Source organism: Brevundimonas bullata (genome assembly GCF_014207965.1).
GTDB lineage: Bacteria > Pseudomonadota > Alphaproteobacteria > Caulobacterales > Caulobacteraceae > Brevundimonas > Brevundimonas bullata_A.
The window spans coordinates 479,533-495,616 of sequence record NZ_JACHLM010000003.1 but is presented as its reverse complement, the minus strand read 5'-3'; the positions used below and the strand labels follow the sequence as shown (position 1 = coordinate 495,616).

Annotated in this window: 14 protein-coding genes; 6 read left to right on the top strand and 8 right to left on the bottom strand. The window is 66.2% G+C overall.

Annotated elements, in window-relative coordinates; all coding sequences use genetic code 11:
- Positions 1-136: 136 nt before the first annotated feature.
- Positions 137-1,309 (top strand): acetyl-CoA C-acetyltransferase, encoded by a 1,173-nt coding sequence (locus HNP51_RS11155; RefSeq protein ID WP_184269476.1) that lies wholly within the window; start codon positions 137-139, stop codon positions 1,307-1,309.
- 76 nt (positions 1,310-1,385) lie between these two features.
- Here the strand turns inward: HNP51_RS11155 and HNP51_RS11150 are convergent, their stop codons facing one another.
- The 4 genes from HNP51_RS11150 to argB all read right to left on the bottom strand — a co-directional run bounded on the left by HNP51_RS11150 (position 1,386) and on the right by argB (position 6,316).
- On the bottom strand, positions 1,386-3,458 hold the full coding sequence (locus tag HNP51_RS11150; protein ID WP_184269478.1) for a S8 family peptidase: 2,073 nt from the start codon (positions 3,456-3,458) through the stop codon (positions 1,386-1,388).
- A gap of 355 nt (positions 3,459-3,813) precedes the next feature.
- Complete coding sequence (gene dapD, locus HNP51_RS11145) at positions 3,814-4,683, bottom strand: 2,3,4,5-tetrahydropyridine-2,6-dicarboxylate N-succinyltransferase (RefSeq protein ID WP_184269480.1); 870 nt, start codon at positions 4,681-4,683, stop codon at positions 3,814-3,816.
- Positions 4,680-5,390: a pyrimidine 5'-nucleotidase gene (locus HNP51_RS11140; RefSeq protein ID WP_311769928.1), complete on the bottom strand. Its 711-nt coding sequence runs from the start codon at positions 5,388-5,390 to the stop codon at positions 4,680-4,682. The genes dapD and HNP51_RS11140 overlap by 4 nt, the downstream gene beginning before the upstream one ends.
- Positions 5,387-6,316, bottom strand: coding sequence for an acetylglutamate kinase (gene argB, locus HNP51_RS11135; RefSeq protein WP_184269482.1), 930 nt, complete (start codon positions 6,314-6,316; stop codon positions 5,387-5,389). Before argB ends, HNP51_RS11140 begins: the two co-directional genes overlap by 4 nt.
- Positions 6,317-6,443: 127 nt before the next feature.
- Here argB and HNP51_RS11130 point away from each other — a divergent pair, with 127 nt between their 5' ends.
- The 3 genes from HNP51_RS11130 to HNP51_RS11120 all read left to right on the top strand — a co-directional run bounded on the left by HNP51_RS11130 (position 6,444) and on the right by HNP51_RS11120 (position 11,485).
- Positions 6,444-8,660: an AGE family epimerase/isomerase gene (locus HNP51_RS11130; protein ID WP_184269484.1), complete on the top strand. Its 2,217-nt coding sequence runs from the start codon at positions 6,444-6,446 to the stop codon at positions 8,658-8,660.
- Positions 8,661-8,829: 169 nt separating this feature from the next.
- The gene (locus tag HNP51_RS11125) at positions 8,830-9,990 is read left to right on the top strand and encodes an outer membrane beta-barrel protein (protein WP_184269486.1); all 1,161 of its coding nucleotides are present in this window, start codon (positions 8,830-8,832) and stop codon (positions 9,988-9,990) included.
- A gap of 175 nt (positions 9,991-10,165) precedes the next feature.
- The gene (locus tag HNP51_RS11120; protein ID WP_184269488.1) at positions 10,166-11,485 is read left to right on the top strand and encodes a UDP-glucose/GDP-mannose dehydrogenase family protein; all 1,320 of its coding nucleotides are present in this window, start codon (positions 10,166-10,168) and stop codon (positions 11,483-11,485) included.
- A 66-nt stretch (positions 11,486-11,551) separates the two neighbouring features.
- Here HNP51_RS11120 and HNP51_RS11115 read toward each other — a convergent pair whose 3' ends face one another.
- Positions 11,552-12,223 (bottom strand): OmpA family protein, encoded by a 672-nt coding sequence (locus tag HNP51_RS11115; protein ID WP_184269490.1) that lies wholly within the window; start codon positions 12,221-12,223, stop codon positions 11,552-11,554.
- A 202-nt stretch (positions 12,224-12,425) separates the two neighbouring features.
- On the opposite strand from HNP51_RS11115, the gene HNP51_RS11110 reads away from it, so the two are divergent.
- Both HNP51_RS11110 and HNP51_RS11105 read left to right on the top strand, forming a co-directional pair.
- On the top strand, positions 12,426-12,845 hold the full coding sequence (locus HNP51_RS11110) for an Hsp20 family protein (protein WP_184269492.1): 420 nt from the start codon (positions 12,426-12,428) through the stop codon (positions 12,843-12,845).
- 59 nt (positions 12,846-12,904) lie between these two features.
- Positions 12,905-13,159, top strand: coding sequence for a DUF1150 family protein (locus HNP51_RS11105; RefSeq protein WP_184269494.1), 255 nt, complete (start codon positions 12,905-12,907; stop codon positions 13,157-13,159).
- Between the two features lie 39 nt (positions 13,160-13,198).
- Here HNP51_RS11105 and HNP51_RS11100 read toward each other — a convergent pair whose 3' ends face one another.
- The 3 genes from HNP51_RS11100 to rpoN all read right to left on the bottom strand — a co-directional run bounded on the left by HNP51_RS11100 (position 13,199) and on the right by rpoN (position 15,979).
- Positions 13,199-13,663 carry a PTS sugar transporter subunit IIA gene (locus HNP51_RS11100; protein ID WP_184269496.1) on the bottom strand — a complete coding sequence of 155 codons (465 nt, stop codon included), beginning with the start codon at positions 13,661-13,663 and terminating at the stop codon, positions 13,199-13,201.
- A gap of 77 nt (positions 13,664-13,740) precedes the next feature.
- Entirely contained in the window at positions 13,741-14,388 is a 648-nt protein-coding gene (gene hpf / locus HNP51_RS11095) for a ribosome hibernation-promoting factor, HPF/YfiA family (protein ID WP_184269498.1), read from the bottom strand.
- 76 nt (positions 14,389-14,464) lie between these two features.
- Entirely contained in the window at positions 14,465-15,979 is a 1,515-nt protein-coding gene (gene rpoN / locus HNP51_RS11090) for an RNA polymerase factor sigma-54 (RefSeq protein WP_184269500.1), read from the bottom strand.
- Positions 15,980-16,084: the final 105 nt, after the last annotated feature.

Below are 16,084 nucleotides of genomic sequence, written 5' to 3'. Positions count from 1 at the left end.
CATCAGTCGAGGCTATCGTTCCCGACAGATTGCGCCCGGATGATGACGAAGTGCTGAACTTCGCACTTGCGAGACGTGACGCGGAGTGTGCAATGCGGCACAACCTCCTGCAGAATTTCTCCCCGGAGTGAATATCATGACTGACGTAGTGATCGTTTCCGCCGCCCGGACCCCGGTCGGCTCCTTCCTCGGCACCCTGTCCAGCCTGCCCGCCTCCAAGCTGGGGGAAGTCGCCATCAAGGCGGCGCTGGAACGCGCCGGCGTGGCCGCCGCTGACGTGGACGAGGTCATCCTGGGGCAGGTGCTGCAGGCGGGTGCGGGTCAGGGCCCGGCGCGTCAGGCCTCGATCGGCGCCGGCCTGCCTAATGAGACCCCGGCCTGGAGCCTGAACCAGCTGTGCGGCTCAGGGCTCCGCGCGGTGGCCCTGGCCTATCAGCAGATCGTTCAAGGCGATGCGAAGATCGTCGTCGCCGGCGGTCAGGAAAGCATGAGCCAGTCGCCCCACACCGCCCAGCTGCGCAACGGGCAGAAGATGGGCGAACTGGGCTTCAAGGACAGCATGCTGCAGGACGGCCTGATCGACGCCTTCCACGGCTACCACATGGGCCAGACGGCCGAGAACATCGCGAACAAGTGGTCGATCGACCGCGCCGCCCAGGACGCCTTCGCCGTCGCCTCGCAGAACAAGGCCGAGGCCGCCCAGAAGGCTGGTAAGTTCGTCGACGAAATCGCCCCGGTGACGATCTCGACCCGCAAGGGCGACGTGGTCGTGGATCAGGACGAATACATCCGCCACGGCGCCACCATCGAGGCGATGGAGAAGCTGAAGCCCGCTTTCGTCAAGGACGGCTCGGTGACCGCCGCCAACGCCTCGGGCATCAATGACGGCGCCGCCGCCCTGGTGCTGATGTCGGCCGATGAAGCCAAGGCGCGTGGTCTGGAGCCGCTGGCCCGCATCGCGTCCTGGGCAACGGCGGGCGTCGATCCGTCGATCATGGGCACTGGTCCGATCCCGGCCTCGAAGAAGGCGCTGGAAAAGGCCGGCTGGACCGTCGCCGACCTGGACCTGATCGAGTCCAACGAAGCCTTCGCCGCCCAGTCGCTGTGCGTGGTCAAGGAACTGGGCCTGGATCCGGCCAAGGTGAACGTCAACGGCGGCGCTATCGCCATCGGCCACCCGGTCGGGGCCTCGGGCGCCCGCGTCCTGACCACCCTGCTGCACGAGATGAAGCGCTCGGGCGCGAAGAAGGGCCTGGCCACCCTGTGCATCGGCGGCGGCATGGGCGTGGCCCTGTGCGTCGAGCGCTAAGCGCGCACCCGACAGGCTGAAAAGTAAAAGGCCGGCGGATTGCTCCGCCGGCCTTTCTCATGTCTGGAACGACGGATCAGAAGCCGCGTCGCCAGCTGCCTAGCAGGGCGTAGCCGGTGGGGGCGCCCGCGCGGTGCTGTTCGTCGCGGCTGGCCACGGCCTCCAACTGCAGCATGGACCCGCCGGGCAGGGGGTGCAGGCTGCGAACGGAGACGTCGATCTGACGGCCTGAGGGGCTGGCCGAGAAGCGGCGCTCCGAGAAGGTGACGGGGTCGAAATATTCCAGCGGCACGTCGGCCAGGAAGGCGCTGAAGGTCCCGCTTTCGATCCGCAGCGGCTGGGAGATCTCCCAGGTCAGACGGCTGCAGCCGAGCGCCCACGACGGGCAGTCCGACTGCAACGCCATGCGCCAGGTCGAGCTGACGGCGGCGCTGGACAGGTTCAGGAACCGGCCCTCGATCTCGGTGCGGCCGAAGCCGGCCTCGCCGCTCAGCACCAGGCCGTGACCCAGCGACAGATCGCCGCCGAAGGCCGCAAAACGCGTGCGCGACGGCATGGCGAAGTCCGAACGTGTCGGCATATAGGCGCCCAGCGGCCCCATCTTCTCGTCCAGGGCTCCCATGCTGAACGACAGCCCGCCGCGCGCGCTGCGCCAGTCCAGCGCGGCGCGCGCGTAGGAGGAGACGTCCTGCTCGACCGAACGGAGCGGGGCGCGGCGGTCGCCGGCGCCGGTCTCGGCGCTGAGGGTCAGAGGGCCGAAGCCCAGGCCGTCGAAGACCATGGCCCCGCGCACCGCGTGGTCGGCCTGGGCCAGGGCGGCGAATCCGTCGCCCGAGCCGGTGCGGAAGGGCGAGCGCGCCCCGCCCTTGCCTTGCCAGGCCGCGAAGGACATGCGTCCTGCCGTGACGTCGAACAGGGCCTCTTGCTTGACCTCGTCGCCCAACCACGGCGCGTCGAAGGGGGTGTAGCGGTTCAGGATCGGTTCTGGCGTCTCGACCGGCACGGCGGCGACCAGCGACAACCTGGCCCCGGCGGGACCGTCCATCGTCACCTGCGACTGGCGCATCGGCGTGGGGTTCTCGGGCTGATAGCTGCGGCGCGGCGCCATGCGATAGGCGGCGCCCATGTTGATGCGGAACAGCCGCTGATACTCGTCATAGGCGATGGTGCTCATCGCTCCAGTGCGGCCCAGGGCGTCGCCAAACGGCCCGCCGACATAGGCGCCTGGTTCGATGGCGATATTCACCGCGGCGCCCTTGGCTTGCGGCGATGAGGTGGCGCCGACCGGCTGGAAGGCCTTGGCGATGTCCAGCAGGCCGCGGCCATAGACGACGTCGGCGCCCAGGTCGCCCGCTTCACGTCCGGTGCGGAGCAGGATTTCGACAGCCTGCCTGCCCGTCAGATTGGGGAAGGCTTCAAGCAAAAGGGCCAGGGCGCCGGCCACGGCGGGGGAGGCGAAGGAGGTGCCGTTGACGCGCCAGCAGCTGGTGTCCTCGCAATCGACCACAACGCTGACGCCGGGCGCGGACAGGAACCAGGACTGCGAAATACCCGCGCGGTTGGAAAAGTCGGCGATCTGGTTGGCGGAATCGTGGGCGCCGGTGACGATGATGCCGCCCGCAAAACGCGCGTCGCTGGCGTAACGGCCCGGCCATTCGGGGTTGGCCCCGGCCTCGTTGCCCGAAGCGATGGCGAAGACCACGCCGGCGTTGATCGCGCGTTGCAGCGCGGCCTCGAACGCGAACCCCAGCGGGCCTTCGCCACCCAGCGACAGGTTGATGACCTTGGCCCCGTTGGCGACGGCGTAGTCCAGCGCATTGGCCAGGTCAGAGCCGCGGAAACAGACGGCGTTATCGGGATCGTTGCATTCGCTGATGTCGGCCCGGATCGACAGGATGGTGGCGTTGAAGGCGACGCCGACGGTGCCAAAGCCGTTGAAGGGCGCGGCGATCACGCTGGAGACGCGCGTCCCGTGGCTGTCGGCTCCCTGAGGCTGGCCGCGTCCGGCGACGATGTCGATGGAATTCGGCGAGATGTTCGCCGCCAGGTCCTGATGGTTCAGCTTGATGCCGCTGTCCACCACGCCGACCGTGATCCCGCGCCCCGTGGCGCCGGTCTGCCAGGCCGTGATCGCGCCCGTATTGGCCACGCCGTAGTTGCGCAGATACTCGGACGAGCTCGCGGACGGAATGGCCGGCGGCGGCGGCGGCGGCGGCGGAGGTGGCGGCGGTGGGGGAGGCGGAGGTGGGGGAGGCGGAGGTGGAGGTGGAGGCGTTACGATTCCGCCTCCGGTTCCCCCACCTCCGCCTCCTCCCCCGCCTCCCCCGCCGCATGCGGCCAGGGGAAGGGCCAAAAGGCCGATGACGCCGATTGAAACTGCTATGCCACGCAGACGCTGATAGACCACTGCTCTTTCCCCCAAACCAAGGGCGCCATTAGGCCATATTTTTCCGTCTTTGCGAGCCTGATTCCGAGCCTGGGCGGAGCAATTAGCGTCGTTGGCCTCAGTCGCGCAGCAGTTCATTCACGCCGGTCTTGGCGCGGGTCTGGGCGTCGACGCGCTTGACGATGACGGCGCAATACAGCGACGGGCCGCCGTTCGGGTCGGGCAGGGCGCCGGGGACCACGACCGAATAGGCCGGAACCTCGCCGCGGAAGATCTCGCCGGTGGCGCGATCGACGATTTTGGTCGAGCCGGACAGATAGACGCCCATGGCCAGAACCGCGCCTTCGCGGACGATGACGCCCTCGGCCACCTCGGCGCGGGCGCCGATGAAGCAGCCGTCCTCGATGATGGTCGGGTTGGCCTGCAGAGGCTCCAGCACGCCGCCGATGCCGGCGCCGCCCGACAGGTGGACGTTCTTGCCGATCTGGGCGCAGGAGCCGACCGTGGCCCAGGCGTCAACCATCGAGCCTTCATCGACGAAGGCGCCGATGTTCACGAACGACGGCATCAGCACCACGTTCTTGGCCACGTGCGCGCCGCGACGGACGATGGCGCCCGGCACCGCGCGGAAGCCGGCGGCCTGATAGTCGGCGGCGCTCCAGTCGCCGAACTTGTTCGGCACCTTGTCCCAGAAGGGGCCGACGGCGACCGGATGGTCGGCCGACAGCGGCAGGGTCGGGGCGTGGCCGGCGCGCATGATGACGTTGTCGTTCAGGCGGAAGGACAGCAGCACGGCCTTTTTCAGCCACTGGTGCGTGGTCCAGACGCCGTCTTCGCCGCGCGTGGCCACGCGGGCTTGCCCTGCGTCCAGCAGGGCCAGGGCGGTGTCGACGGCGTCGCGGACCTCGCCGCGGGTGGCGGCGGAGACCTCGGCGCGGGCTTCCCAGGCGGCTTCGATCACGGATTCCAGATGGGTCAGGTCGGTCATTGCGGATCTCCGTCCAGCATGGCGGTGGTCAGGAAGGGACCGACGGTCGCGGCCCGATGGTGGATGTGCTCGCCTTCGGCCGTGAAGGCCTTGGGTCCGACCAGAACGGTGGTCATGCCCAGGACGTGCGCCGGCTCCAGGTTCTTGGGCGTGTCTTCAAAGAAGCAGGCGGTGGTCGGATCGACGCCGAACCGGGCCAGCATCTTGTCGAAGGTGCGCGAGTCGGGCTTGGGGACCAGGTCGGCGTCTTCCAGGGCGAAGACCCCGTCGAAGAAGCGCGTCAGCTCCAGCCGCTCCATCACCCGACGGGCGTGGCCGATGGACCCGTTGGTGAAGATCAGGCGCGGGCCGCTCAGGCGCTCCAGCGCGGCGTGCAGGCCGGGATCGGGCGTCAATACGTCCAGCGGCACGTCGTGGACCTCGGCCAGGAAGTCGTGCGGGTCGATCTGATAATGCATCATCAGGCCGGCCAGCGAGGTGCCATAGTCGTGCAGATACCCCTTCTGCACGCTCAAGGCTTCCGCTGATGGCAGGCCGGAGGTGCGCACCACATAGGCGTTGATGCGCTGCTCGACCTGCTTCAGGAACAGGCTTTCCGGCGGGTAGAGGGTGTTGTCGAGGTCGAACACCCAGGACCGGACGTGGCGCAGATCAGCGCCGATCTCGGTGCTCGCCGTCAGAGGCTGAGTGGTCGCTTCCGCCGTCACTGGGCCTTCACCAGGGTGCCCGCCCCGAACTCGGTGAACAGCTCGACCAGCATGGCGTGGGGGCGGCGCCCGTCCAGGATGACCACGGCCTCGACGCCCGCGCGGACGGCGGCCATGGCCGTCTCCAGCTTGGGGATCATGCCGCCGTTGGCGACGCCGGTGTCGATCAGGTTTTGCGCCTCATCCAGGTTCATTTGGCGGATGATCTCGCCGTCCGCGCCCCTCACGCCGGCCACGTCGGTCAGCAGCAGCATGCGCTTGGCGCCCAGCGACCCGGCGATGGCGCCCGCCACGGTGTCGGCGTTGACGTTATAGGTCATGCCGTCCTCGGCCACGCCGATGGGGGCGATGACCGGAACCCAGTCCTCGGTCTCGGAGGCGATCAGGCCCTTGATCAGCTTGGGATCGACCTTGGTCGGTTCGCCGACGAAGCCCAGATCGACCTCGTGCTCGATCATGCTGTCGGGGTCACGCTTGGTGCGGCGAGTACGCTCGACGGTCAGCAGGCCGGCGTCCTTGCCCGACAGGCCGACGCCGCGCACGTCGGCTTCCTTGCCGGCGACGGTGATCCAGTGGGCGATCTCTTTATTGACGGCGCCCGACAGAACCATCTCGGCCACCTGCATGGTGTCCTTGTCCGTCACGCGCAGGCCGTCGACGAAGGCGGATTTGACTCCGGCCTTGTCGAGCATGGCGCTGATCTGCGGCCCGCCGCCGTGGACCACCACGGGGTTCACGCCCATCAGTTTCAGCAGCACCACGTCGGCGGCGAACTGCTTGGCCACGGCGCTCTCGCCCATGGCGTGACCGCCGTATTTAATGACCACGGTCTCGCGGTCATAAACTTGGATATAGGGCAGGGCCTCGGCGAGCGTCTTCGCCGTCTCCCAGCTGCGTTCCTCGGATTGCCGTTCAGTCTCTTGCATGATGGCCGCTCGATAGCGGCCAAGGGCGCGCCTGTCACGACGTACCTGTTGGCGCGGCTGTCAGTCGCGTCACGATTGCAGCCGAAACAACCCTTTCAATCGTTGAGAACTGGGCTATCGAAGCGCCATGGCTCTCTACCCGGTAATCATGTGTGGTGGTGCTGGAACGCGCCTTTGGCCGGTTTCCCGTCCATCCCGTCCCAAGCAGTTCATGTCGCTCGGCGGCAACCATTCCCTGTTCCAGCAAGCGGTCTTACGAGCCGCACCTCTAGCGAGTGACGGTGGTCGCCTGATCGTCGTTGGCGGCGTCGACCACAAGGCGTGGATCCTCGATCAACTCGAACAGATCGAGGTTCCGGCGCAGGTGCTGCTCGAACCCGAAGCGCGCGATTCTGCGGCGGCGATGGCCGCTGCGGCCATCTGGACCCACAGCTCCGACCCAAACGGGATCAACGCCTTCATCGCTTCGGACCACCACATTCCTGACCATGAGGGCTTTCGAGCAGCTGTCCTCAAGGCGGTCGAAGGCGCGGGTCTGGCGCGCATCGTCGCCTTGGGGGTGAAGCCAAACGACCCGTCGTCGGCCTACGGCTACATTGCGCCGACCGGGCAAGGATTGTCTCCGATCAGGGCCTTCGTGGAGAAGCCGGATCAGCAGCGGGCGCTACAATACGTCCGTGACGGCTACCTCTGGAACAGCGGCAACTTCATCGTCTCCTCTGAGGTGTTCCTTTCCGAGCTAAAAATCTACGCGCCGCAAATCGAGGATGCAGTCAGGCGTTCGTTCTCCGACTTGGGGCGTGGGGCCGTAGGCGTGCTGGGCGAGGCTTTCCGTCAAGCGCCAAAGGTGTCGATCGACTATGCTCTGATGGAAAAAACGTCGCTGGCGTCGGTTCTTGAGGTTGACTTCAACTGGTCAGACCTTGGCGCTTGGGACGCTATAGCGGCGAGCGGACAGGGCGGGGCGGGTGAACTCATACTGGAAGACGTTGACGGCTGTTTGACGCGGGCTGCGGACGGCATGCTGATCGCCGCGGTCGGGGTGAGCAATCTGGCGATCATCGCCGAGCCCGACGCGGTGTTGGTTTGCGACCTAAGTCGCTCGCAGGACGTGAAAAAGGTCGTTGAGCGTATCCGGGTGTCATCACCGCAGCATGCGGATTTCGCACGTCGCACGGACGAGCCCCTGAATATCGGTGCTCGGCGTCTTCAGGACTGGTTGCGACGTAGAGCCCTGCCGATCTGGGCATCTATGGGGCAGCGCGAGAACGGAGCCTTCGTTGAGCTGCTGGCGATGGACGGACGATGCTTGCCCGCGCCTCGGCGCGCGGGGGTGCAGGCGCGGCAAATCTATGTGTATGCGCAAGCCGGCCTGATGGGATGGCAGGGACGGTGGCTGAGCGGTGTTCGCTCTGGCTTGGCCAATCTGGATGCGGATTTCCTTCGAGATGATGGCCTGGTGCGGACGTTGCTTGATGAGAATAATCAACCGCTGGATGAAGCGGCGTTGGTTTACGATCAGGCATTTTATCTTTTGGCTCTGGCCACTGCGGTCAAGACTGGCGCTATCGATAGAGCAGCGGCGGCTGAACGCGGCGCACTCGTTCGCCAAGCCCTGGAAGCGATAGCTTCGCAAGACGGCGCGTTCAGAGAATCTGGCGAGTTTGCCTACCAGTCCAACGCCTCCATGCGTCTTCTCGAGGCGGCGCTGGCTTGGGAAGAAGTCAGCAATGATGTCGCGTGGGGGGCCTTGGCGGATAGCCTGTCCACCCTCGCGCGTACGGTGTTCATTAACCCGATAACGGGACGTCTGGGAAAATCTCAGAAAACGACTTTGAACACGGAGCGCGGCGAAAGCGGTGGGCGAGTGGAGGCCGGTCACCAGTTCGAGTGGGCCTGGCTGCTGGCGCGCCATGCCCGTCTCCGCGGTGATAAAGAGGGTATGGAGGTGGCGCGGCGTCTCTACGCTTCCGGATGCCAAGGTGTCAGCATGCGGCACGATGCGGCTGTGGGCGTCTCGAATAGTGACGGGTCGCTCCGCACGCATCAGGCGCGGCTCTGGCCTCAGTCTGAATGGTTGAAGGCGGCTCTGATTTTGGCGGAAGGGAGTGAGAGGGCTGATCGCGCCATCTATCTGAACGACGCATCCGTCGCCTTGAGGACGCTTTGGCTATATCTGACCCCTGACGGCCTTTGGCGCGACAAGAAACTCCAGAGCGGCAGCTTCGTAGAGGAGGCTGTGCCAGCTAGTTCTTTGTATCACATTATATCCAGCTTCACTCAGCTGGCGCAGTACTCACATCTCTATGGCGATGGCTGGGACCTCGCCGTCGCCTTAAGTTAACGAAAATGGGCCCCGCAGTTAAGATTTTGTAGCGCCTCGGCCACGGTAGGCTCGCCACCTTTGATAATGGCGGCGTTTGCGAGTCGACCGTACACGGCAACGCTGATAGATGGTTCAGCAGGCGACGTGTCCGTCGTCCACGAACAATAGATCTCGGAGGGCCGCAAATATGCGCGTCAAGAGTTTGATCCTGGCATCTAGCGCGGCGGCGGCTCTGGCCCTGTCGGCTGGCGCCGCTTCGGCTGAGCCGGACGGCTGGTACGGCGCTGTCGACGCCGGCTATCACATCATCGACGACATCAACACCGAGTCGTCGCTCAACGGTTCCAACTGGAACTGGGAAGTCAACGACGGCTGGGCCGCTTTCGCCCGCCTCGGCTACCGCTTCAACCCCAACTGGCGCGTTGAACTCGAGGGCGGCTACCGCTCGGGCGACATCGGCACTGTGCGCGCTGTCTCGGGTCCGCAAGGCCTGTGCAACATCACGCCCGCGACCGGTCCGTGCTACTCGCCGGAAGGCGACATGACGTCGACCACCCTGATGGGCAACGTCATCTATGACTTCGGCTACTCGGCCTGGGGCATCCGTCCCTTCGTCGGTCTCGGCGTCGGCGCCAACCGCGTCAACACCGACACCGTCGGCCGTCTGCGTCAGACCCCGGGCGTGGCCTTCGCCGCTGACGACAGCTCGACCAAGTTCGCCGCTCAGGCGATCGCGGGTCTGGCCTGGGCCGTTTCGGACCGCGCCAACATCGACCTGACCTACCGCTACCTGACGGGCGATGCTGAGTTCGAGACCTTCACGAACTCGGCGACCAACAAGTTCGGCGAAATGGCTGGCGATTACGATCAGTCGCACACCGTGACCCTGGGTCTGCGTTACGCCTTCGGCGCCGAGCCGGCTGCACCCCCGCCGCCGCCCCCGCCGCCTCCGCCCCCGCCGCCCCCGCCGCCTCCGCCGCCCCCGCCGCCTCCGCCGCCTCCGGCTAAGCCGGCCGCGCGTCAGTTCGTGGTCTACTTCGACTGGGATCGCTCGGACCTGACGACGGAAGCTCGTTCGGTGGTGACGCAAGCCGCCAACTACGCCAAGTCGGGCGCTCCGACCCGCGTGCTGGTCGTCGGCTACACCGACACCTCGGGTTCGCCCGCCTACAACCTGGGTCTGTCCAACCGTCGTGCGCGCACCGTCGCGGACGCCCTGGTCGCCCAAGGCGTCAACGGCGGCGTGATCGCCCTCGACGGCAAGGGTGAAGCCAACCTGGCCAAGCCGACGGCTGACGGCGTGCGTGAGCCGCTGAACCGTCGCGCCACCGTCGACATCAACTTCTAAGGCTCAGAGGGACCGGTTCACGCCGGTCCCGATGACCGCGAAGGTCGATAAGATTGAGGGCGGTCGATCCATTCGGGTCGGCCGCCCTTTTTCTTTGCTTGCGGCTTGGCCGGGCGACTCGCAAAGGCCATGCTGGACCGCTATTTCGGCCTGACTGCATCGAGAGGATGAGCGCATGCGCGTCGCAATGATCGGCACTGGCTACGTCGGCCTTGTCTCTGGAGCCTGTTTCGCCGACTTCGGCCACGTCGTGACCTGCGTCGACAAGGACGCGGCCAAGATCGACCGGTTGAACGCCGGACGGATGCCCATCTATGAGCCGGGGCTTGAGGATCTGGTCGCCGCCAACGTCCGTGACGGTCGGCTGTCCTTTGCTCTGGACGGCGCTGACGCCATTCGGACGGCGGATGCGGTCTTCATCGCCGTGGGCACGCCCTCCCGCCGTGGCGACGGCCATGCCGACCTGTCCTACGTCTACGCCGCCGCCGAGGAGATCGCCGACCTGATCAACGGTTTCACCGTCATCGTCACCAAGTCGACGGTCCCGGTCGGCACCGGCGACGAGATCGAGCGTATCATCCGCGCCCGTCGCCCGGACGCCGATTTCGCCGTGGTCTCCAACCCCGAGTTCCTGCGCGAAGGCGCCGCCATCGGCGACTTCAAGCGCCCCGACCGGGTCGTAGTCGGCATCGAGGACGAGCGCGCCCGCCCCCTGATGACCGAGCTCTACCGTCCGCTGAACCTCAACGAGACGCCCATCCTGTTTACCGGCCGTCGGACTTCGGAGCTGACCAAGTACGCCGCCAACGCCTTCCTGGCGCTGAAGATCACCTTCATCAACGAGATGGCCGACCTGTGCGAGAGCCTGGGCGCCGATGTGCAGCAGGTGGCGCGCGGCATTGGCCTGGACAACCGCATCGGCTCGAAATTCCTGCACGCCGGGCCGGGTTACGGCGGCTCCTGCTTCCCCAAGGACACCCTGGCCCTGGTGCGAACGGCGACCGACGCCGGTTCGCCGCTGCGTCTGATCGAAACGACGGTCGAGATCAACGACGCGCGCAAGAAGGCCATGGCGGATCGCGTCGCCGCCGCCCTCGGCGGGACGGATCTCAAGGGCAAGACGGTCGCCCTGCTGGGTCTGACCTTCAAGCCGAACACGGACGACATGCGCGACGCGCCGTCGCTGGATGTGGCCCCGGCCCTGATGGCCATGGGTGCGACAGTCCAGGCCTTCGATCCCGAGGGCATGCATGAGGCGGCCAAGCTGATGGACGGCGTGGTCTTCCGCGACGGCCCCTATGATGCCGTCGAGGGCGCCGATGTCGTGGTCATCATGACCGAGTGGGATCAGTTCCGCGCACTGGATCTGGATCGGATCAAGCTGCTGCTGAAGCAACCGGTCATGGTCGATCTGCGCAACGTCTATCGACCCGAGGATATGAAGGCGCGCGGCTTCCACTACAGCTCCATCGGGCGACCTGAGAGCGCCCGCTAAGCCTCGGACACAAAAAAAGGGCGGCGCGTGAGCGCCGCCCTTCGTCGTTCCAGCCGAAGCCGAAAATCAGCCCGTGAACGGACGGATCAGGATCTCGACGCGACGGTTCTTGGCCTTGCCTTCGACCGTGTTGTTGTCGCCGATCGGGTTGCGCGCGCTGTTGCCCGCGACATAGAGGCGTTCGCGGATCACGCCATTTTCCATCAGATAGGCGGCGACCGAAGAGGCGCGGCGCTCCGACAGGGGTTGGTTGATCGCGTCGCCGCCCGAGGAATCGGTGTGGCCGATAACATCCACCATCGAGCGATCATATTCGTTGAGAACCCGAGCCACGTCGGCCAGCACGGGCAGGAAACGGCTGTCGATCGAGGACTGGCTGGTGGCGAAGGTCACGTCGGAGGGCATGCGCAGCACCAGGGTGTCGCCCTGACGGGCCACGCCGACGCCGGTGCCGGACAGCTCGGCTTCCAGGGCGCGTTGCTGACGGTCCATGTACTGGCCCACGCCGGCTCCGGCCAGGGCGCCGACGCCGGCGCCGATCAGGGCGTTCTTACGGCCTTGCTCGCCGTTGGATGTGTTGGTCAGGTAGCCCAGAACCGCGCCGCCCAGCGCGCCTGCGATGGCGCCAGTGCCGGTGTTGTTGCGGTTCGGGGCCGAGCTGTAAGGATCGGTCGTGGTGCAGGCGGTGGCGCCCAGCAGGGCGGCGAGACTGATGGCGGCGACGAATTGGGCGCGCATGAAAATTCTTTCGATATTTGTAACAGGGGCCTAACGCGCCGCTAAAGTGAAGGTTCCGATCTGTACCTGACGTGAACAGCTTTCAGATCCATGTGCTGGTTGACCGGGCCGCCGCGCATAGCCATTTGTCGCCGACAGTTGGGCGTCCTTGCCGCATCAGGGAGGACGCAGACGGCTGCGGTCGCTTGTTTGCGAGGGCCCCATGACGACGCGCACCATACTGTTCGACAGCCCCTTTCTGCTGGGGTTTGACCATACCCGCGCTCTGATCGACCGCGCCGCCAAGGCTGCTGCCGAGAGCTATCCCCCATATAATGTGGAGCAGCTCGGCGATGCGGCTGTCCGCATCAGTCTGGCCGTGGCCGGATTTGCACCCGACGAACTGGCCATCACTCTGGAAGGTCGTCAGCTGACCATTGCGGGCAAGCGCGATGAAGCCGGTAAGGGCGAGCAGGCTTTTCTGCATCGCGGCATAGCGGCGCGCGGCTTCGTCCGCAGCTTCGTGTTGGCCGACGGCCTGGAGGTCGCCGAGGCGAGGCTGGAACACGGCCTGCTGCACGTCGACATGGTTCGTCCTGAACAGGAGCGGCAGGTCCGCCGCATCCCCATCACGACGGGCTGATTTCACCGTCGAACCGCCCGGTTTGTCGGGCATTTAGTGAAGCGTAAGGAGGCGGTCCTATGACGCCTGTTATGAATAACAAAGACTTCGCCGGCCTTGGGGCGCCTGACCTCGTCTATGTGCGCGCGATCCGCGCGTCTGACGTGATGGAAGACGCCCACGTTGAGGTCGCCCCGGATCTGAGCATCGACCCCGACCAGATCCTCTACGCCGTCCACGGCGCCGACGGCGAGCGTCTGGCCGTCATGCTGGACCGCGAGACCGCCTTTGCGGCTGCGGCGGCGCACGAGCTGGAACCCGTCTCAGTGCATTGATTTTAGTGCGCTATCGGCCAGTCGGCGGCGGCCGCTTGGTCAGGCGGCGGCGACAGGGGCGTCCTTGACGAACAGAGCGCGGACCGCGTCGACTGTGCGGGCCTGACGCAGGTGTTCGCGCAGTTGCGGCGATCGCATGGCGCGCGACACCGCCGCCAGCGCCCGCAGATGCTCGGCGCCCGCGTTCACCGGCGCGAACAGGGCGAACAGCAGGTCCACGGGCCGATCGTCGACCGACTCATAGGCCACCGGCGTGTCCAGCCGCACGAAGACGGCGCAGACGCGGTCCAGGCCGGGAACCCGAGCGTGGGGCACGGCGACGCCGGATCCCAGTCCCGTCGAGCCCAAGGCTTCGCGTTCCAGAAGGGCGTCCAGCGCCCGACCCTCGTCGATGCCTAGAGCAATGGACGCGGCCTCGGCCACGGTGTGCAGCGCCTGGCGTTTGGATGACACGCCGCCCCGCAGGACGATCCCGCCCGACGACAACAAATCAGCGATGTCCATGATGACCCCGAAAGCTCGAACCCGACATTGCGGAAGGGCGAGGCGTCTTTAGCGCCTTCGCGCCCCGCGGGGAAGCCTTACGACCCCGTGCCGTTTTTCTGTTTGAGCGTGCGCTCTGGATCGATCCAGCCGACATTGCCGTCCGGACGACGATAGACGACCGCCAGGCCGCCGTGAGCGGCGTTGCGGAACATGACGATCGGATAGCCGGTCATGTCCAGTTCCAGCACCGCGCGGCCCACCGTGATGGTGCGGATTTCCGATTCGGTTTCGGCGATGACCATGCCGACGGGCGGGGGCTCGTCGGGCGTTCCAGCCTCGCCGAAGGCGTCGTCCTCGACCGTGTCGGGATTACGGAAGACGGTCATGGCGGCGACTTCACGCGCCGCATCCTCAGTCTTCTCGGGCGACAGGCCCTTGGGACCAATGTGATGGTCTTTCAGGCGACGCTTGTAGCGGCGGACCCGCTTCTCAAGCTTGTCCAGACTGTCCGAGAAGGCGGCGTGGGCGTCGCCGCCAAAGCCTGTGGTCACAAGACTTTGCCCCGAGGCCAGGCGGACCCAGCAATCGACGCGGAAGCCATGGCGGTCCTTGGACACCACGACCTCGGCGTCATCGCCCCCTCGGGCGAAATACTTGCCGATTCCCTCTTCGAGTTCCTGGGAGATGCGCGAGCTTAGCGCTTCGCCGACATCCACTTGCTTGCCGCTGACTTGGATCTGCATAGGCATAGAACGCGACGGGTTGCGTTTGGTGTCAACGCCGATCACCGATTTGTGGTGACGCTTGGCCGCAGCGTGATCAGCCGGCCTTCATCATCCGCCGACGCTGGACAGAAGACGGAATTCTAAGGGCTTCCCGATATTTGGCCACGGTGCGGCGGGCGATGTCGATCCCGGTCTCGTTGAGGATCTCGACGATCCTGTCGTCGCTCAGCACGTCGCCGTCGGCGGCCTCGTTGTCGATCATGGACTTGATCCGGTGACGGACGGCCTCGGCCGAGTGCAGGGCGCCGCCGTCCGACGACTGAATGGCGGCGGTGAAGAAGAATTTCAGCTCGAAAACCCCGCGCGGGGTGGAGACGTATTTATTCGAGGTGACGCGACTGACCGTCGATTCGTGCATGCCGATGGCGTCGGCTACGGTCTTCAGGTTGAGCGGGCGCAGGAACTCGACGCCGAAGGCCAGGAAGGCGTCCTGCTGGCGTACGATCTCGGAGCCGACCTTGAGGATGGTCTTGGCCCGCTGATCCAGTGACTTGACCAGCCAGCTGGCCTGGGCGGCGCAGTCGGCCACGAAGGCCTTTTCTGTGTTCGAACGAGCCCCGGCGGCGACCACGCCGTGATAGCGCTTGTCCATCAGGAGGCGGGGCAGGGTGTCGCTGTTCAACTCGACCCGCCACCCGCCGGCGGGGTCGGGTCGTACATGGACGTCGGGCACGACCATCTGGGCGGGCTCGCCGCCAAAGCCGGCTCCGGGGCGCGGCGTCAGGCCCTTCAGCTCGGCGATCATGTCGTTCAGGTCTTCGGCGTCGACCCCGCACACCTTGCGCAAGGCCGACAGGTCGCGCCGCGCCAGCAGTTCCAGGTTGTCCAGAAGGGCGGCCATGGCCGGGTCGAAGCGATTACGCTCTACCAATTGAAGCCTCAGGCACTCCGGCGCTGAACGCGCCATGACGCCGGTCGGCTCAAAGCCGTGGCAGACGGTGAGGACCGCCTCGACCCGCGCCAGGTCCACGCCCAGCCGGTCGGCGAATTCTTGTAGATCGCCGCGTAGATAGCCGCCCTCGTCGGTGGCGTCGATCAGAGTCAGGGCTATGGCGTGGTCGGCGGCGCTGAACCCTGCGGATGAAGCCTGGGCCTGCAGGTGCTCCCACAAAGTGATCTCGCGCGTGTCCGGCCGCTCCATGTCCTCGCCGTCCATGCCGCCGCCGCCAGCGCGGGACCAGTCGGACAGACCGGGTTGTTCGCCGATCTCACCCGCATCACGCTTGCGGTCGGCGTCGCGTTCGCCTGGCGGGGCGTCGTCGTGCATGTCCTCGGCGCGCGCATCCATGGCGCGCTCGGCGTCGCCGGACGGTTCGGTGAATTGCAGCTCGCCCGCCTCGCCCAAGGCGGCGGCCTCGGCGGGCTCGTTCGTGGGCTCGCCGCCTGCGTCGCCCTCGTCACGTTGCAGCAGGGGATTGCGTTCCAGCTCGCCCTCGACAAAGGCTTCCAGCTCGAGATTCGACAGTTGCAGCAGCTTGATCGCCTGCTGCAGCTGGGGCGTGATGACCAGCCCCTGACCCTGCCTGACCTCAAGCCTCTGACCGATCACGTCGTTTCAATCCCTCCGATGGCCTGTTGGCCCGGTTCTTGCTGGGATCGTGGGGCAGAGAGTTTAACGTCTGGCGAACGGCGCGTTCGACAGAACGCCGCGGTG

Coding starts and splice junctions, on each gene's coding strand:
- HNP51_RS11155 (WP_184269476.1), top strand. CDS start 137: ATGACTGACGTAGTGATCGTTTCCGCCGCCCGGACCCCGGTCGGCTCC.
- dapD (WP_184269480.1), bottom strand. CDS start 4,683: ATGACCGACCTGACCCATCTGGAATCCGTGATCGAAGCCGCCTGGGAA.
- argB (WP_184269482.1), bottom strand. CDS start 6,316: ATGCAAGAGACTGAACGGCAATCCGAGGAACGCAGCTGGGAGACGGCG.
- HNP51_RS11130 (WP_184269484.1), top strand. CDS start 6,444: ATGGCTCTCTACCCGGTAATCATGTGTGGTGGTGCTGGAACGCGCCTT.
- HNP51_RS11125 (WP_184269486.1), top strand. CDS start 8,830: ATGCGCGTCAAGAGTTTGATCCTGGCATCTAGCGCGGCGGCGGCTCTG.
- HNP51_RS11120 (WP_184269488.1), top strand. CDS start 10,166: ATGCGCGTCGCAATGATCGGCACTGGCTACGTCGGCCTTGTCTCTGGA.
- HNP51_RS11115 (WP_184269490.1), bottom strand. CDS start 12,223: ATGCGCGCCCAATTCGTCGCCGCCATCAGTCTCGCCGCCCTGCTGGGC.
- HNP51_RS11110 (WP_184269492.1), top strand. CDS start 12,426: ATGACGACGCGCACCATACTGTTCGACAGCCCCTTTCTGCTGGGGTTT.
- HNP51_RS11105 (WP_184269494.1), top strand. CDS start 12,905: ATGACGCCTGTTATGAATAACAAAGACTTCGCCGGCCTTGGGGCGCCT.
- HNP51_RS11100 (WP_184269496.1), bottom strand. CDS start 13,663: ATGGACATCGCTGATTTGTTGTCGTCGGGCGGGATCGTCCTGCGGGGC.
- hpf (WP_184269498.1), bottom strand. CDS start 14,388: ATGCAGATCCAAGTCAGCGGCAAGCAAGTGGATGTCGGCGAAGCGCTA.